At 38.9% G+C, this 15878-nt stretch carries 16 protein-coding genes and 2 pseudogenes; 16 read left to right on the top strand and 2 right to left on the bottom strand.

Features of this window, described 5'->3' with window-relative positions; translation table 11 throughout:
- The first annotated feature begins 14 nt into the window (after positions 1-14).
- From NST97_RS11150 to NST97_RS11100, 11 genes and pseudogenes are all read left to right on the top strand, one after another.
- On the top strand, positions 15-491 hold the full coding sequence (locus tag NST97_RS11150; RefSeq protein ID WP_144597410.1) for a flavin reductase family protein: 477 nt from the start codon (positions 15-17) through the stop codon (positions 489-491).
- 4 nt (positions 492-495) lie between these two features.
- Positions 496-1380, top strand: a complete 885-nt coding sequence (locus tag NST97_RS11145; protein ID WP_341343235.1) for an FAD synthetase family protein — start codon at positions 496-498, stop codon at positions 1378-1380.
- Between the two features lie 105 nt (positions 1381-1485).
- Positions 1486-2403, top strand: a complete 918-nt coding sequence (gene hpaI / locus NST97_RS11140) for a 2,4-dihydroxyhept-2-ene-1,7-dioic acid aldolase (RefSeq protein ID WP_130156668.1) — start codon at positions 1486-1488, stop codon at positions 2401-2403.
- Between the two features lie 49 nt (positions 2404-2452).
- Complete coding sequence (locus tag NST97_RS11135) at positions 2453-3244, top strand: fumarylacetoacetate hydrolase family protein (RefSeq protein WP_341343234.1); 792 nt, start codon at positions 2453-2455, stop codon at positions 3242-3244.
- Positions 3241-3975, top strand: a complete 735-nt coding sequence (locus NST97_RS11130) for a fumarylacetoacetate hydrolase family protein (protein WP_327856613.1) — start codon at positions 3241-3243, stop codon at positions 3973-3975. The genes NST97_RS11135 and NST97_RS11130 overlap by 4 nt, the downstream gene beginning before the upstream one ends.
- Before the next feature lie 56 nt (positions 3976-4031).
- A complete protein-coding gene (locus tag NST97_RS11125) occupies positions 4032-4418 on the top strand; it encodes a 5-carboxymethyl-2-hydroxymuconate Delta-isomerase (protein WP_063388848.1) in 387 nt (128 codons plus the stop codon).
- A gap of 22 nt (positions 4419-4440) precedes the next feature.
- Complete coding sequence (gene hpaE / locus NST97_RS11120) at positions 4441-5955, top strand: 5-carboxymethyl-2-hydroxymuconate semialdehyde dehydrogenase (RefSeq protein WP_341343233.1); 1515 nt, start codon at positions 4441-4443, stop codon at positions 5953-5955.
- A 56-nt stretch (positions 5956-6011) separates the two neighbouring features.
- On the top strand, positions 6012-6668 hold the full coding sequence (locus NST97_RS11115) for a GntR family transcriptional regulator (protein WP_341343232.1): 657 nt from the start codon (positions 6012-6014) through the stop codon (positions 6666-6668).
- A gap of 379 nt (positions 6669-7047) precedes the next feature.
- Entirely contained in the window at positions 7048-8235 is a 1188-nt protein-coding gene (locus NST97_RS11110) for an ABC transporter substrate-binding protein (protein WP_341343231.1), read from the top strand.
- Positions 8236-8311: 76 nt separating this feature from the next.
- On the top strand, positions 8312-9193 hold the full coding sequence (locus NST97_RS11105) for a branched-chain amino acid ABC transporter permease (RefSeq protein ID WP_063388844.1): 882 nt from the start codon (positions 8312-8314) through the stop codon (positions 9191-9193).
- A 12-nt stretch (positions 9194-9205) separates the two neighbouring features.
- A pseudogene (locus NST97_RS11100) lies at positions 9206-9853 on the top strand (branched-chain amino acid ABC transporter permease); the annotation flags it as partial.
- Between the two features lie 21 nt (positions 9854-9874).
- On the opposite strand, the gene NST97_RS11095 reads toward NST97_RS11100, so the two are convergent.
- Positions 9875-10753 (bottom strand): IS982 family transposase, encoded by an 879-nt coding sequence (locus NST97_RS11095; RefSeq protein WP_339196453.1) that lies wholly within the window; start codon positions 10751-10753, stop codon positions 9875-9877.
- Between the two features lie 102 nt (positions 10754-10855).
- Here NST97_RS11095 and NST97_RS11090 point away from each other — a divergent pair.
- The 5 genes and pseudogenes from NST97_RS11090 to NST97_RS11070 all read left to right on the top strand — a co-directional run.
- Positions 10856-11269 (top strand): annotated as a pseudogene (locus NST97_RS11090) (ABC transporter permease subunit); the annotation flags it as partial.
- Positions 11262-12038 carry an ABC transporter ATP-binding protein gene (locus tag NST97_RS11085; RefSeq protein WP_066252129.1) on the top strand — a complete coding sequence of 259 codons (777 nt, stop codon included), beginning with the start codon at positions 11262-11264 and terminating at the stop codon, positions 12036-12038. The pseudogene NST97_RS11090 and the gene NST97_RS11085, both read left to right, overlap by 8 nt.
- Positions 12038-12775, top strand: a complete 738-nt coding sequence (locus tag NST97_RS11080) for an ABC transporter ATP-binding protein (RefSeq protein WP_066252126.1) — start codon at positions 12038-12040, stop codon at positions 12773-12775. Before NST97_RS11085 ends, NST97_RS11080 begins: the two co-directional genes overlap by 1 nt.
- 102 nt (positions 12776-12877) lie before the next feature.
- A complete protein-coding gene (locus NST97_RS11075) occupies positions 12878-14212 on the top strand; it encodes an aromatic ring-hydroxylating oxygenase subunit alpha (RefSeq protein ID WP_341343230.1) in 1335 nt (444 codons plus the stop codon).
- The gene (locus NST97_RS11070; protein WP_063388839.1) at positions 14205-14705 is read left to right on the top strand and encodes a 3-phenylpropionate/cinnamic acid dioxygenase subunit beta; all 501 of its coding nucleotides are present in this window, start codon (positions 14205-14207) and stop codon (positions 14703-14705) included. The genes NST97_RS11075 and NST97_RS11070 overlap by 8 nt, the downstream gene beginning before the upstream one ends.
- Positions 14706-15084: 379 nt before the next feature.
- Here NST97_RS11070 and NST97_RS11065 read toward each other — a convergent pair whose 3' ends face one another.
- Positions 15085-15720, bottom strand: coding sequence for a hypothetical protein (locus NST97_RS11065; RefSeq protein WP_066252118.1), 636 nt, complete (start codon positions 15718-15720; stop codon positions 15085-15087).
- Between the last annotated feature and the right edge of the window lie 158 nt (positions 15721-15878).

The raw sequence follows: 15878 nt of genomic DNA, 5'->3' as shown, positions 1-15878 counted from the left end.
AAGAGGTGTGTAACATGGATGATCGCACGTTTCGAAATGCAATGGGGAAGTTTGCGACAGGAGTCACTGTTATTACGACTGCCCTAAATGGGGAAGTACGCGGAATGACGGCAAATGCATTTATGTCTGTCTCTTTAGATCCTAAACTAATTCTCATTTCAATTGGAGAAAAAGCAAAAATGAATGAAATCATTAAGCAGACAGGAAAATTTACAGTAAATATTTTGTCTGAAGAACAACAAGATTTATCGATGCTTTTTGCCGGCCAATTAAAAGAGAAACAAAATGTTACTTTTGATTGGGTCGGTGATCAACCGGTGCTGCCCAATTCGTTAGCAAATATTTTATGTGACGTATACAATACACATGTTGCCGGCGACCACACTTTATACATTGGAAAGGTGACTGACATTTATATGAAGGAAGGTGACCCATTGTTATTTTTTGAAGGAAAATATAGAAATTTGGCTAGTCATGCCAACGCGGGGTGAATGGATGGAAGTCGTTTATATTAACAATTCCAAAGTATTAGCGGAATGCAAGCCCGAGCTGTGTGTCATGGCAGTCGGCTTCTTTGATGGAGTGCATTTAGGACATAAGAAAATCATTGAAAAAGCGAAAGAAATCGCGCAAGTAAAAAAACTAACATTTGCCGTGATGACGTTTTTTCCACATCCAAGTCAAGTCATTGAAACGGATAGAAAAGTTATCTCCTATCTGTCGCCGCTTCCTTCCAAAATGGAAATCTTTTCACAATTAGGGGTAGAGAAACTGTATATTGTAAAATTCGATAAAAATTTTTCTGAATTATCCGATCAAGACTTTGTGAATCAATACTTAAAAGGCTTGATGTGCAAACATGTCGTTGCCGGCTTCGACTTTACGTATGGTTTTAAAGGAAAAGGGAATATGGAGAAGCTGAAAAACGTTGGAACGGGATTTTTTGATGTGACGACTATTCCGAAAATCCAATATAAACAAGAAAAAATAAGCTCCTCCATGATTCGGAAGCTGCTAGAGTCAGGCCTTGTAAATGAAATACCTCATTATCTTGGGGATTATTATCGTGTTTCATGTTTAGTCAAATCGATGGAACGAGGGGATGCTGACAACAATTTTATTTTTAAAGCGCAAATCGATCATGATTATTTCCTGCCTAAACCGGGAATTTATAAAATCCAAATAGAATTCAATGAGACATTTTACAACGGTTTATGCCATATAACGAACAAAACATTAAAACCTTACTTATTTGAGGGTGTTATTGACGGATTGGATAGAATAGCAGAAAAAAATAATGTCCAATTGAGGTTCATAGAACAATTGCTTGATCGACCAGTTGCTGCTGCTTATGATCTTTTTAGCCGAACAGTCATATAATAATTTATAGTTGAAATCATATATGATTATATATATAATAAAAATAAATTAATGAGATTTGAAATATTCAGATAATAATCATTTTGTTCAGGAGGTTGCTTATATATGTCTTATAACGAAATAAAGCAAAGATTAAGAGGATCGATTGCTCCTGTTGTTACTCCATTTGATGCGGAAGGCAATATTGATTTTGAAACGATGAAAAATTTAATCAACTGGCAAATTGAAAGCGGCAGCCATGGGATTTCAGTGACAGGAACTTCTGGCGAACCCAGTTCATTAACAACGGAGGAACGCAAGCAGGTAATGGAGCTGGCGAAAAAAACAGTGAATGGCCGAGTCCCGTTTGTTCCGGCAACAGGATCGACTAATCATGATGAAACACTTGAACTAACGAAATTTGCACAAGAAATTGGCGCAGATGCTGCGATGGTCATTGTTCCGTATTATAATAGGCCGTCCCAGCATGCGTTGTATAAGCATTTTAAAGCAGTAGCTGATTCTGTAGATATTCCGATCATTATCTACAACATCCCAGGGAGAACAGCTGTAAATTTAGAGGTCAAAACAATGGCTCGTTTAGTGGAGGATTGCCCGAACATTATCGGTGCAAAAGAATCCAATAAAGATTTTGAGCATGTGAATCGGGTGCTGCTTCATTGCGGAAGAGATTTTTTACTATTTTCAGGAATCGAGCTTTTATGCTATCCAATGCTAGCAATCGGGGGGGCAGGTTCTATTAGTGCAACGGCTAATGTGGAACCGGCAAAAGTTGCGGAATTGCATGATGCTTGGTTTGAAGGCGATATAAAGAGAGCTCAGGACCTCCATTTCGAGTTAATGGAATTAAACGATATTTTATTTGCCGAGACAAATCCGGGACCTGTAAAGGCGGCGCTTGGAATGATGGGAAAAATCACGCCGAAATTAAGATTGCCTCTTGATTTGCCTGCGGAGGAGCTTCAAGAAAGAATTCGGCAAACGCTGCAAAAATATGGTCTTTTAGAGAAAGTAAAAAATTAAGGCAAGCTAAAAAGGGCTGATGTATTGCGCCTGCTAAGGAGTGAATTGGATGGGCAATGCAGTAGTGAAAATTTTTGGAATGCCAAATATAACGGAAGCCGAAGTGGATCCAGAAAACAATTCAATGTTTTTAAATGGAACTCAATATCACGTCAATCAGCTTTCTTGGGAGCCTCCGGTTTCAGGTACGATTTACGGTGTCCTTTTGAATTATCAAGGCGCCTTTCATCGATATCGTGAGCAAATGGCACATTCACCATATAACGAACCACCGAAAGCGCCAATTTTATATATAAAACCGATTAACACATTAAGTGGCTACAGGAGCCCCATACCATTGCCTGAGGATGCAGACGAATTAGAAGTAGGGGCAGCACTCGGCGTGGTCATTGGGCGTACTGCCACTAAAGTAAAGGAAGAAGAAGCCTTTCAATATGTTGCTGGATATACAGTTGTGAATGATGTAGCAATTCCGCACGAAAACATTTATCGTCCGGCGATTAGGGAGCGGGCAAGAGATGGATTTAATCCGGTTGGTCCGTGGATCATCAAAAAGGAATCGATAGTTGATCCTGATTCATTGGACATTCGCGTTTTTGTCAATGGAAAGCTTGTACAAAAAAATAACACGAAAAATTTCATCCGGCCAGTTGCTCGGCTGCTGGCTGATATAACAGAATTTATGACGCTTTATCCAGGAGATGTGCTGCTGACAGGTGTTCCTGAGCAAGCGCCTTTAGTAAAGGCAGGAGACCATGTTCGCATTGAAATTGAAGGTGTAGGCAGTCTAGAAAATACAATTGTTCATGAAGCGGATTATGTGAAGGGGGCTGTGCGATGAAACGAGCTAGAGTTGCTATGAACGGCACCATTTATGAAGCAATTGAAGATAACGGCTTCCTTCAACTGAATGATCATCGTAAAGTGACAGAAAAGGACGTAGTCTGGCTTCCGCCTGTAAGCCCGCGGACTGTTGTTGCATTAGGTTTGAATTATGCAGATCATGCTAAAGAGCTGTCATTTCATGCACCAACTGAACCGCTTGTGTTTCTAAAGGGACCGAATACGATTGTTGGGCATCGATCTGAAACGAAACGTCCTCCTGATGTAGATTTTATGCACTATGAATGTGAACTGGCAGTGGTAATCGGAAAAATGGCGCGTAATGTCAAGGCTAGTGAAGCGTATGAATATGTCTTAGGATATACGGTTGCAAATGACTACGCTGTCAGAGATTATTTAGAGAACTATTACCGGCCTAATTTGCGCGTGAAAAATCGCGATGCATTCACCCCGATAGGCCCTTGGCTTGTCGATAAAGAAGATATACCAGATCCGATGAACTTGGTCCTTCGTACTTACGTTAATGGAGCGTTAGTGCAGGAAGGAAATACAAAAGATATGATTTTTACAATCCCTATGTTAATCGAGTATTTAACTAGCTTTATGACCTTAAATTACGGGGACATAATTCTCACAGGAACACCTAAAGGAGCGGTCAATGTTAATGTTGGCGATGAAGTGATTACAGAAATAGAAGGGATTGGACGTTTAATTAATCGAATTATATGAAGCTGTCATTCAGAATCTTTTCTCCGTCACCAATACTTTAAAGGAGAGCTGACGTTATGCCGCATTTTATTTTAGAATATACCGACAATATCAAAAAAGAGGCAAAAATTCCAGAGCTGCTGAAAAAAGTTAATGATGTGCTGATTTCCAAAAGCGATATATTTCCAATTGGAGGCGTGAGATCTAGAGCCATTGAATTGAAAGATTATTGTGTGGCTGACGGCTCTGAGGATGATGCCTTTGTCCACGGTACGCTAAAGATTGGCGCTGGGCGTACTGAAGAGGATAAAAAAGCAGTTTGTGATGAGATCTTTGCCGTGATGAAAGATCATTTTTCGATCCTTTTCAAAAGGAGATATCTTGCATTGTCTTTAGAACTATATGAATTTAGTGAATTTGGAACGTACAAATATAATAACATTCATCAGCGCTACAAAAATTAATTGCATACTTGGAGGAATCGAAATGACCACATATAAAGTTGGGAAAGTTCTTCATTATATCAATGGCAAGTTTGTAGAGGGAGTTGCAGGGAAAAGCTTTGAGAATATTAATCCCTTTAATAATGAAGTAATCAATGAGGTAGCGGAAGGATTTGCAGAAGATATTGACTTAGCAGTAAAAGCTGCCAAAAAAGCTTTTGCTGACGGCCCTTGGGGAACAATATCGGTAGATGAAAGAATGAAGTATATTTTACGAATTGCTGCATTAATTGAAGAAAATGCGGAAGAAATTGCTTATTTGGAATCTCTAGATACAGGATTGCCAATCAGTCAAACGAAAAAGCAAGCATCCCGTGCAGCTGAAAACTTTCGATTTTATGCACAAATGGTAAAAAGCCGCATGGTAGGAGAAGCGTATAAAGTAGACGGAGATTTTATTAATTATACTATTTACAAGCCAATTGGGGTGGCAGGTTTAATTACGCCATGGAACACTCCGTTCATGCTGGAAACATGGAAAGTGGCTCCGGCGTTGGCAACAGGCAATACGGTTGTCCTAAAACCTGCTGAATGGTCGCCGCTGACTGCTAACAAGCTGGCTGAAATTATTCATGAAGCGGGACTGCCAGAGGGAGTTTTTAATATCGTTCACGGCTTTGGGGAAACAGCTGGCGCGTCCCTCGTGAGACATTCTGATGTCCGGCTTATTTCCTTTACGGGCGAGACGACAACAGGTGCCGAAATAATAAAAAATAGCGCAGATACGTTGAAAAAAACCTCTATGGAGCTAGGAGGAAAATCTCCTGCAATTATCTTTGCCGATGCTGATTTGGAAAAAGCCTTGGATGCTGTCGTTTGGGGAGTGTTTTCTCTCAACGGAGAGCGCTGTACAGCCAATTCGCGGTTGTTTTTGGAAAAATCAATTTATGATTCCTTTGTTGAACGGCTGAAAGAGCGTGTGCAAAATATTTCGGTAGGGGATCCTTTGGATTCTTCGACAGAACTAGGGCCGCTAATTCACAAAAAACATTGGGAAACCGTTTTAAATTACATTGAAATAGCTAAAAAAGAAGGGGCAGAAGTGTTTTCAGGGAACGTTCCGCAATCATTGAAAAATGGCAACTTTGTTCCACCGACACTTCTTCTGAATTGCCATAACGGTATGAAAGTTGCTCAAGAGGAAATATTCGGACCTGTCATGGCAGTCATACCATTTGAGACTGAAGAAGAAGTCATAAAAATGGCTAATGATGTAAAATATGGGCTGGCTGCTTATGTATGGACGAACAATTTGAAGCGCGGACACCGAATTGTCCAATCGATTGAAAGCGGAATGGCTTGGGTAAACTCGCAAAACGTCAGGGATTTAAGAATCCCGTTTGGCGGAACGAAATATAGCGGTATTGGCCGAGAGGGCGGACATTATAGTTTTGATTTTTATACAGAGATTCAAGTAATTCATGTGGCGATTGGAGATCATCACATTCCTCAGTTTGGTAAATCAAAAAAAGCCGAAACGATTTCAGCTCAACAATAATGGAAAGCTAACTCGTTTTGCTTGTTAGTATATATTCTTTAATATATGATATAAGTATGGAACAGAAGGTAAAAAATAAAACACAAATTGCATATGATTATATTCTTTCACGAATTGAAAATGGTACTTACGGGCCTGGATACCGAATAGTAATCGATCAAATTGCAAAAGAGCTGAATTTAAGCAGCATCCCTGTCAGAGAAGCGATCCGCCAATTGGAAGCAGAAGGCTTAATTCAATATAAGCCGTATAGCGGAGCAGTTGTAAGCAATATCAACGAAAAAGAGTATTTGCAAACCATTTCGGTTTTGGCGGTGTTAGAAGGCTACGCGACTGTTTTAAGTTCAAATATTATAAAGGAGGAGACGATCGAAAAATTAGAAGAATTAAACGAAAAGATGAAACAGTCGCTGCAAGATTTTGAATTAGAGCAATTCAGTGAATTAAATTATCAGTTCCACACCTTAATATATGAAAACTGCGGCAATAACTTTTTAGAGGAGCAGATTAAGCAAATTTGGCAGAGGATGAAGCGGATACGGACTTATGGTTTCACACTCGTTCCGAAGCGCTCTAAAGAGTCCATTAAAGAGCACGAAGAAATTATTCGATTGCTTCGAGAAAAGGCTCCGCCCAACCAAATTGAGGAATTTGTCCGCCAACACAAATTAAATACAGCAGAAGCATTCAGAAATCGGCAAAAATTTTCATAATAAAACAATTTCGAACAAATTCAACTGATCGTACTCAGTTGGATTTGTTCAAGGAAATTTTTTTGGCTAATATCATATATTATTTTATATATATTAATAGATAACAAGATCAAATTCTAAACCCTTGTTGTGAAGAAAATCAATAGATGAAGCTTCTTTCTCTACAAGTGGATTTTGAATGAGTAGAAAATGCTAGGAGGAAGAAAAGATAGAATTTTTTAAATATTTGAAACCATATTTTAAATCATATATAATATTATTGATGATTTGTTGGTCGAAGGAAAGGGGTGATCCTCTGATTTCACTAATATGAAAGCGTTGTCACTAAGAAAGATAAAGCTTTTAAGGAATTTTGCCAAAAATAAAGGAGGGGGTTACGTTGAAAAAATTTGTTTCGTTGATCATTTTGATGTTATTTCTCTCTATGCTGGCAGCATGCGGAAATTCTGAAAGCGCCGGTGGAAAAAATAATGATTCCGGTGGTTCCGATGTCATTAAAATTGGTGCTATTTATTCAGCTTCGGGCGGCGGTGCTCCTTTAGGAAAATCACAGATGGAAACGGTAAAAATGCTGGTGGAGCAAGTGAATGCAAACGATGGAATAGATGGAAAGAAAATAGAGCTGATTGCCTATGATGATAAGTCCGATCAAAATGAAGCCGTGCTGTCTATGAAAAAATTAATTGAGCAGGATAAAGTATTGGCTGTTGTTGGGGGTACGCTAAGCGGAAATGCTTTAGCAATGGTGCCGCTTGCAGAAAAGTCAAAAACTCCATTCATTGCATCAGCTACAAGTAAACAAATTGTAAAACCTGATGATAATTCTTCACGGGACTGGATCTTCAAAACGACACAAAGTGATGATGTAGTAATTCCTAAAATTTTAGCCTATTTGAAAGAAAAAAATTTAACGAAAATTGCCTGGCTGAATGTTGCCAACCAATACGGCACAAGTGCTCATGAAGAATTTAATCGCCTGAAAGGTGAATACGGCATTGAAGCTGTTATTGAAGAGGAATTTGAAGCAACTGTTGATGATGCGAAAGCGATGCTGACTCGCGTAAAGAAATCAAATCCACAGGCAATTATCGTTTGGGGAACTGCTCAGGAGTCTTCAGTTATTACGAAAAATCTCCATCAATTAGGAATGAAACTTCCCATTATTGAAAGTCAGGGAATTGGTACTAAAGAGTTTATTGAGTTAACCGGAGAAGCAGCGGAAGGAGTTATTTTTCCTGCAGGGCGTTTAATTGTCGCTGAACAATTGCCGGATAATGATCCGCAAAAAGAAACACTTATTAAGTATAAAGAGGATTTTAAAGCAAAATTCAACTACGACGCAAATACGTTTGGAGGCCATACTTGGGACGCATTCTATTTATTAGTGAATGCAATTGAAAAAGCCGGAACTGACAAAGAAAAAATTAGAGAACAGCTCGAAAATACGAAAAATTTTGTTGGAATTTCCGGAATATTCAATTTTTCGAAAGATAATCATACTGGCCTTGATGAAAGCAGCTTAGTTATGGTTCAAATCAAAGACGGCAAATTTGTCATTGCAGAATAATGCTGTAAAGGGATCTTCAACGATTAAAAGTACGGGGAAGATCCCTAAAGACCAAAAATAGAAGGGAAGTGTGGGAATGGAACTGACCAGCCAATTTATCCAGTTAATTTTTTCTGGACTGACCATTGGAAGCATCTATGCACTGATTGCTATTGGATTTGTCATTATTTACAACATAACCGGCCTTTTAAATTTAGCACAAGGCGATTTTGCCATGCTGGGTGCACTTACTTGTATTTCGTTTGTCAATATGGGCTTTCCATTAATTATTGCAATAGCAGTAAGTGTTGTCATAGTCACGATTATCGGTGGTTTGTTCGAAAGGTTGGCAATTTATCCTGCAAGAAATTCATCAACCGCAACACTTCTTATTATTACGATAGGTGCAGCTTTTGTATTTCGGGGAATTAGCATTTTAATTTGGGGAACTCAGCCTTTGGCGCTGCGTCCTTTCTCTGGAAATCAGAATATCAATTTTTTGGATGCTACCATTCAGCCGCAAAGCTTATGGGCTATCGGCATTTCCTTATTAAGTTTAGCTGTCCTTTACTACTTTTTTAATAAAACCTACTTAGGAAAAGCGGTAACAGCTTGTGTTGTCAATCGTTTTGCAGCAAGGCTAATGGGAATCAGCCCCCAAAAAATGTCGTTTTGGGCAGTATCCATTAGTGCTGGTCTTGGAGCGCTCGCAGGAATAGTGATTGCCCCCATTTCGGGTGCTTCGTATGATATGGGAATCATGATTGGCTTAAAAGCATTTATTGCTGCAGTAATTGGAGGGTTGTCAAATGCACCTGCTGCTATTGCCGGAGCATTTTTAATCGGAATATTAGAATCTTTTACGGAAGGATATTTATCTTCAGGATATAAAGATGCCATTAGCTTCACTCTTCTTTTAATCGTATTATTCTTCATGCCAAATGGATTGTTCTCGAAAGTATCAGGAAAACGTGTTTAGAGGAGAGGAAAAATGGATAACAATTTAACGAAAATATACAACAGGAGTTTGAAAGGTCCTCTTATCTTTTTTGTCGTTATTATGCTTCTTCCTTTTATTTTTCAATCAAATAATTATATTTTAAGTACTTTCATTATGATCGGTTTTTACTCATTGGTTACGACTGGACTGACGCTATTAATCGGATATGCAGGGCAAATTTCCCTCGGGCATGCAGCTTTTTACGGTATTGGTGCCTATACCTCTGCATATTTTACGGCTACATTGCAGATGCCTTCCTGGATAGGAATTTTAGTTGGGGCGATTATTGCATCACTCGTTTCTTTAATCATTGGTATTCCAGTATTTAAACTAAAAGGGCATTATTTAGCCTTAGCCACTCTTGGATTTGGAGTGATCATATTTACATTTTTTAAAGAGTGGAAAACAATAACTGGAGGATTAAACGGGTTTTTTGGCATACCTCCTTTAAGCTTATTCGGCATTTCATTTTCAACAGATTTTCAATTTTACTTCTTAATTTGGATCTTTGTCTTTTTAGGAATTTTCTTTGCGCGCAATATTGTTCAATCAAGAGTCGGAAGAGCTTTAATGTCTATCCATGGCAGCGAAATTGCTTCGGAAGCAATTGGTATAAATATTAATAAATATAAATTGCAAACCCATGGTGCTAGTTGAGCGTCAACGCTCAACTAGCCCAAGAACAACGAGCGAATAGGCCAACAAAATGGCATCAAGCGCCGTTTCAAATCCAGAGATCGAATTGGCGCGAATTTTCGTGATCCGAAATGAATCCACTAAAACCGAGAACGCGGTTTCGACGATTTTGCGTTTTCGTTTCATCCATCGTTTCCATGCTTTCGATTGATGGATTTTCTGGTTTTTCCGAACGGGCGTCCAAAAAGTGATCTTGTATTCATCATACAGCTTCTTTTGCAAGTCTTGGCTCACATATCCTTTGTCACCAAGTGTATACGGATGAGGAAGTTGGGCCATCACGGTTTCCGCAGCTGTCCGGTCGTGACAGGATGCTTCGGTGACGACATATCCCATCGGAAGCGCTTGGTCAGTGATCTGGAGATGAAGCTTAAACCCATAGTAAGCCATCTTTTTGGATGCACAATACCCGATATCTGCGATTCCTTGAAACCGTTTGACGCGATACATTCGTGCGTGGTGGCAGAGTTCAATAGGTAAGCTATCCACTACCGCATAAGCGTGATGTTGCCCACGTTTGGCTAGTTGATATCGTATCCATTTGACGGCAAAGCCAAGATTTCGACAACGGCGGTTATATCGAGAACGTTCAGGAAATAAATCTTTCGAAAATAAGTTTCCGATCACAAATCGGTGCCAAGCTCGTTCGGATGTAAAACCTAACAACTTTCCAAGAACATGGACGGCGATGATGACTTCATCTTCTTGCTTCAACAAATGGTGATTTCGGCGTTGTAAATACATCTGAATCAAAGACAATTGTCCAGATACAAAGAACAAAATCGCTGCATATTGTTTTTGAATTTTCGCTTCGTCTGTTGTAAAATGAAAGTGCTCTTGCATGGGACTTCTCCTTTTAAATGTTTGGTAGCACTTTCATTTTAAAGGAATTTTCCATGCAAGGGCTATTTTTATATCCTGTGATCTTTATCTAGCACCACAGGTAAATTGCAAATTTTTGTATTAAGCGCCGTTTATGCTTCAATTGCTGGAAGCTTATACGCACACTATGTCACCTTTATAAATCCTCAATTGTTTGAAATGATGACATCTATCTACTTTTTAATAATGGTTGTCATCGGTGGGATAGGGAATATTTGGGGCGGATTGATCGGAGCAGCGATATATGTATTTTTAGGAGAATTGTTGAAAGATATTGTACCGAAAATTATTCCCAATGCTAGCGGGGAATTCGAAATTGTATTTTTCGGCGTGCTGCTTGTAGTTATTTTAATATACATGCCAAATGGAATTTCAAAAGCGATCTTTCATTTTATCAAAAGAATCACTTCAAGCTTTAAAAATAAACCAGTTTCAGCATTTTCAAAGAAGTCAACGGGAAGTGATATTCATGACTGAGGAAACATTATTAAAAGTCGAAAATCTTTCAAAATCATTCGGCGGTGTAAATGCCGTTGAAAATGTTTCGTTTGAAGTGAAAAAAGGGGAAATTGTTGCTGTAATAGGTCCAAATGGCGCCGGCAAAACAACCCTTTTTAATTTAGTGACAGGTGTCATCCCTGCAACAAGCGGAAAAATAACCTTTAAAGGCGTTTCCATCATCGGGAAAAGACCTTATCAAATTGCAAGTCTAGGGATGACAAGAACATTTCAAAATTTGCAAGTATTTAATAATATGACCGTCATCGAAAATGTGATGACAGGAAGTCATATAAGATTAAAAACTGGAGTTTTAAGCTCAGGCCTGCGATTGCCGAACGTTTATAAAGAAGAAAAAGAGGTAATGCAAAAAGCATTGCAATGCCTTGAACAGGTCGGTATTGCTGATTTAGCTTTTGAACGAGCTGAAACATTGCCTTATGGAAATCAAAGATTATTAGAGATTGCCAGGGCAGTAGCTGCAGAGCCTTCATTTATTTTACTGGATGAACCGATGGCCGGGCTGAATCCGCAGGAATCCCGCAATCTAGTGAATGTACTGAAAAATATGAGAAAACAAGGGATGACATTTTTATTTGTTGAACATGATATGGAAACGGTGATGTCGATTGCAGATAAAATTGTAGTTCTTGACTATGGGAAAAAAATTGCAGAAGGAACGCCTGAAGAAATTGCCAGCAATCCTAAAGTTATTGCAGCCTATTTGGGAGAGGAGGAAGCAATCTAATGTTAGTAGTAGACAACCTTCATACGTACCACGGATATTTGCACGTTTTGAAAGGGATTCACTTTGAAATAAAACAAGGCGAAATCTTTGCGATGGTAGGGTCAAATGGCGCCGGGAAAAGCACCCTTCTTGGAACAATAGCAGGCATTTATAAACCGAGATCAGGAACCATTGTATTTGAAAATGAAGAAATTTCTTATGGTAAAGTAGAAAAGATCGTTGAAAAAGGCATTTGTCTTGTCCCGGAAAGAAGACAAATTTTTGATGATCTTTCTGTTAAGGATAATTTGCTGTTAGGATCTTATCACCGATATAAAAATGACAAAAAAAGTGTTATGGAGGATTTCGAGCAAGTTCTAGACTTTTTCCCTAAATTAAAAACAATGTTGGATCGACCGGGCGGATTGTTGAGCGGCGGCGAGCAGCAAATGGTTGCCATAGGCCGCGGGCTGATGGCGAAGCCAAAACTAATGATGCTGGATGAACCGTCTTTAGGATTGGCTCCGCTTATTGTCAAAGACATTATGAATATTTTAAAGCAAATGAAAAAAACATTTGGAACGACCATTTTGTTAATTGAACAAAACGTCAAAGCAGCTTTGCAAATTGCAGATCACGCTTGTGTATTGGATCGCGGAGAAATTGTCATTCAAGGAAAAGCGAGCGATTTGCTGGAAGATGAAAAAATAAAAGATACGTATTTAGGTATAAGCAAAAAAGAAAGACTAAAGCTTTAGTATAAACAACAGGTCTGTACTAACCTAACTTGCCCAAAAGCCGGGAGTTTGGCGGCATAGTATTCCGAATATTCCAATAACCAAAGGAGGAAGGGAACGGATATGAGAACGATAGATTGGAAGGAAATTGAGAAGAATATAGAAAACGGCCGATTTCCTCAATGGTTAGTTACAGATCCGGAAATATACGAACTAGAAAAAGAAAGAATTTTCGGCAGAACATGGCAGTTTCTGGCGCACGAATCGGAATTAAAAGAACCAGGAAGCTTTGTTACGAGGATGATGGTCGATGACCCGATTATTTTAGTGAAAAATAAAAATGGAGAAATCAACGCATTTTTGAACTCTTGTTCTCATAGGGGTGTTCGTTTGTGTACAGAAGATTATGGGAATAAAAAAGCATTTTCATGCCCTTATCATGGCTGGACTTATAATTTAAACGGTGAACTGATCGGGGTTGTTGCAGGGAATAAAGTATTTGGAGAATCGATGGATAAAAGCGAGTGGGGACTGCGCCCAGTTCCTCGTGTTGAAAGCTATCAAGGAATGATTTTTGGAAATCTTGATCCTGACGCTATGTCTTTAGAAGATTATTTAGGCGAAATGAAATGGTATTTTGATATAATGCTTGGCCGGAGCGACGGCGGAATGGAAGTGAGGGGAGTCCCTCAACGATGGGTGGCAAAAGCAAATTGGAAAATGACAAGTGAAAATTTCGCGGCAGATCCTTACCATGTTCAAACGACTCATAGATCCGCCGTGGAATTGAAGCTTACACCGAGCGATCCTTTGTATGCATCATATGGACATCAAGTTGTTTTGTCAAACGGACATGGAATTAATGTAATTACATCTGCTACTGGAAGATCGAATAATATATACCAAGGTATGCCTAAATCGATGTGGCCGATGTTTGAGAAAAATTTAAATAAAGAACAATTGGACATTTTTTCTAGAGTTCAAAATTTTGTTGGCGGAGTTTTTCCAAATCTATCATTCTTAAGCTCTTGCAGCGGAACAGAAGGAACAAAGTATAATCATCTTCAATTTAGAGTATGGCGGCCGTTAGGACCCGATCAAGTTGAAATTTGGGTTTGGTATATGATTGATAAGGCGCTGCCGGAAGATTATAAGGAAAAATCGTACAAAGGCTTTATTGCAACGTTTGGCGCGGCAGGTACTCTTGAACAGGATGATACGGAAAATTGGGCTCGCATTGTTGAGGCCAGCCAGGGGTTAATGGCAAGAGATCGAAATCTCAGCTACAACAATATGCTCAACTACTTAATGGGATTAGATCACTTAGATCCGGATGAGAATTTTCCGGGACCGGGAAAAGCGTACCCAACTTGCTATACAGATCATATTGCAAGAAGTATGCATAAATACTGGCTGGAGCTGATTACGAAAGAGCCAGAGGTGAAATCTCATGAATAGTGATATTCAATATGAAATTTCTCAATTTTTATATTATGAGGCCTATTTGCTTGACCACCGAAAATATCGGGAATGGCTTGAATTGCTTGATGATGATATTCAATACACGATGCCCCTGCGGGTAACTGTTGATAACAAAATGGGAAGCAATTTGAATACTGAAATGACTTATTTTGCAGATTCGAAAAAGGACATAGAGATAAAGGTCGAAAGACTTTATACGAAATCAGCCTGGGTCGAAAACCCGCCTACAAGGCAGAGGCATTTTATAAGCAATGTGGTCGTTGAGCCTGGCTTTAGCTCTAATGAATATAAGGTTAGAAGTTATTTTCTATTTAAGCGCAGCCGAAGTTCAGAAGCAAAAACCGAGGAATTGTTCGGAGAAAGAGAAGATATTATCCGGAAAGTGAATGGAAAATGGAAAATAGCAAAACGAACTGTGTATCCAGATCAGTCCGTATTATCTGTCATGAATGTCAGTATGTTTTTATAAAAAACGTGTATGTGCCAATATATTTTTTTTGCCCATTTCCCGAATTATCAACATATTTAGGCTGTTTGCTGCTTGATTTCTGTGCAGAAGAAAATGATTGGAAAGGATTTATGAAGCTTCTATATTTTCTGTAAAGGCGGAAATAGCTTAAAGGAAATGATAGATTTGCTGATATTCCAATCGTTTAGTTTATGATTCGAAATGTTTAACGGCTTTTTTTGCTTTGATTACATTAGGCATAAATTTGCCAGCTTGCCATGTTTAGATGCATAAAACGCGAGAGAGTTAAATTAGCTCCCTCGCGTCGGGCATTCCTTCATGATGTACTAGACTTAAAAAATGAATGATCGTGTGTTCGTCTTCATGAAAGCTCATTTTATCATTTGCCTTCCAGCTGTTGTTTTATAACTTCCAGCGTCCAATATTTCGGCGGTTTTTCTGCTTCTAATTTTGCCAAGCATTCCCGGTGGATTTCGGCAACTCGTTCTGGTGTGATGATGTCAGCAGGATCCACTTCTACAATTTTTACTGTACTTTTATCTTCGTAAAGATGCTCTCCCTTAAGTCTCCCCGTTTCATCATACGGCCATAAAAATACTTGACGGCTTGAGTAATGATAAATTTTGTCCGGATCATCTACTTCAAATCCTAAATCAAGCAATCCTTGGCCTTTAATTAATTGGTGGAAAGTCAGTTCATCTGCAATTCCCCAATCAGCCACAGCTAGCAAGTCATCAGAATGCCAAAGTACTGATTTTGATGCAATATGATAGAAGTTGAGGACTCCTTCTTTTCCTTCAATAACAGCAGGCTCGCTTCCCCAAGTAACACGATAAACGGGGTGATCGACCATCATATCGGAAGAGACAATTTCATTGAACATGCCGGCGCCTTCCAGATGAACGTGTCGGCGGAAGTTTTCAAGAATCGCAATATGCAGTGGATTGGTTGTTTTAGCCAGCAATTCTTCAACGGGTTTCATGCAATTATAAATTTGTTCTTCAAATGTATTCATATTATTCTCCCCCTCTTTTTTGTTAACGCTTACATTTTTAACAGAATCAATTCTGTTCATTACTGATATCTTATATAAAATTTCCTGAAAATTTATTAAATATTATGATAATTTTGATAAAAAATGCTAATAGTTTGTGGTGAGGGGAACGGAAATGG

This window comes from Aeribacillus sp. FSL K6-1305 (genome assembly GCF_038050115.1).
GTDB lineage: Bacteria > Bacillota > Bacilli > Bacillales > Aeribacillaceae > Aeribacillus > Aeribacillus composti.
The sequence above is the reverse complement of the archived record's forward strand: the minus strand, read 5'-3'. Positions and strand labels throughout refer to the sequence as shown.

Coding starts and splice junctions, on each gene's coding strand:
- NST97_RS11145 (WP_341343235.1), top strand. CDS start 496: ATGGAAGTCGTTTATATTAACAATTCCAAAGTATTAGCGGAATGCAAG.
- NST97_RS11095 (WP_339196453.1), bottom strand. CDS start 10,753: ATGCAAGAGCACTTTCATTTTACAACAGACGAAGCGAAAATTCAAAAA.
- hpaE (WP_341343233.1), top strand. CDS start 4,441: ATGACCACATATAAAGTTGGGAAAGTTCTTCATTATATCAATGGCAAG.
- NST97_RS11105 (WP_063388844.1), top strand. CDS start 8,312: ATGGAACTGACCAGCCAATTTATCCAGTTAATTTTTTCTGGACTGACC.
- NST97_RS11135 (WP_341343234.1), top strand. CDS start 2,453: ATGGGCAATGCAGTAGTGAAAATTTTTGGAATGCCAAATATAACGGAA.
- NST97_RS11115 (WP_341343232.1), top strand. CDS start 6,012: ATGGAACAGAAGGTAAAAAATAAAACACAAATTGCATATGATTATATT.
- NST97_RS11130 (WP_327856613.1), top strand. CDS start 3,241: ATGAAACGAGCTAGAGTTGCTATGAACGGCACCATTTATGAAGCAATT.
- NST97_RS11150 (WP_144597410.1), top strand. CDS start 15: ATGGATGATCGCACGTTTCGAAATGCAATGGGGAAGTTTGCGACAGGA.
- NST97_RS11070 (WP_063388839.1), top strand. CDS start 14,205: ATGAATAGTGATATTCAATATGAAATTTCTCAATTTTTATATTATGAG.
- NST97_RS11085 (WP_066252129.1), top strand. CDS start 11,262: ATGACTGAGGAAACATTATTAAAAGTCGAAAATCTTTCAAAATCATTC.
- NST97_RS11065 (WP_066252118.1), bottom strand. CDS start 15,720: ATGAATACATTTGAAGAACAAATTTATAATTGCATGAAACCCGTTGAA.
- hpaI (WP_130156668.1), top strand. CDS start 1,486: ATGTCTTATAACGAAATAAAGCAAAGATTAAGAGGATCGATTGCTCCT.
- NST97_RS11125 (WP_063388848.1), top strand. CDS start 4,032: ATGCCGCATTTTATTTTAGAATATACCGACAATATCAAAAAAGAGGCA.
- NST97_RS11075 (WP_341343230.1), top strand. CDS start 12,878: ATGAGAACGATAGATTGGAAGGAAATTGAGAAGAATATAGAAAACGGC.
- NST97_RS11080 (WP_066252126.1), top strand. CDS start 12,038: ATGTTAGTAGTAGACAACCTTCATACGTACCACGGATATTTGCACGTT.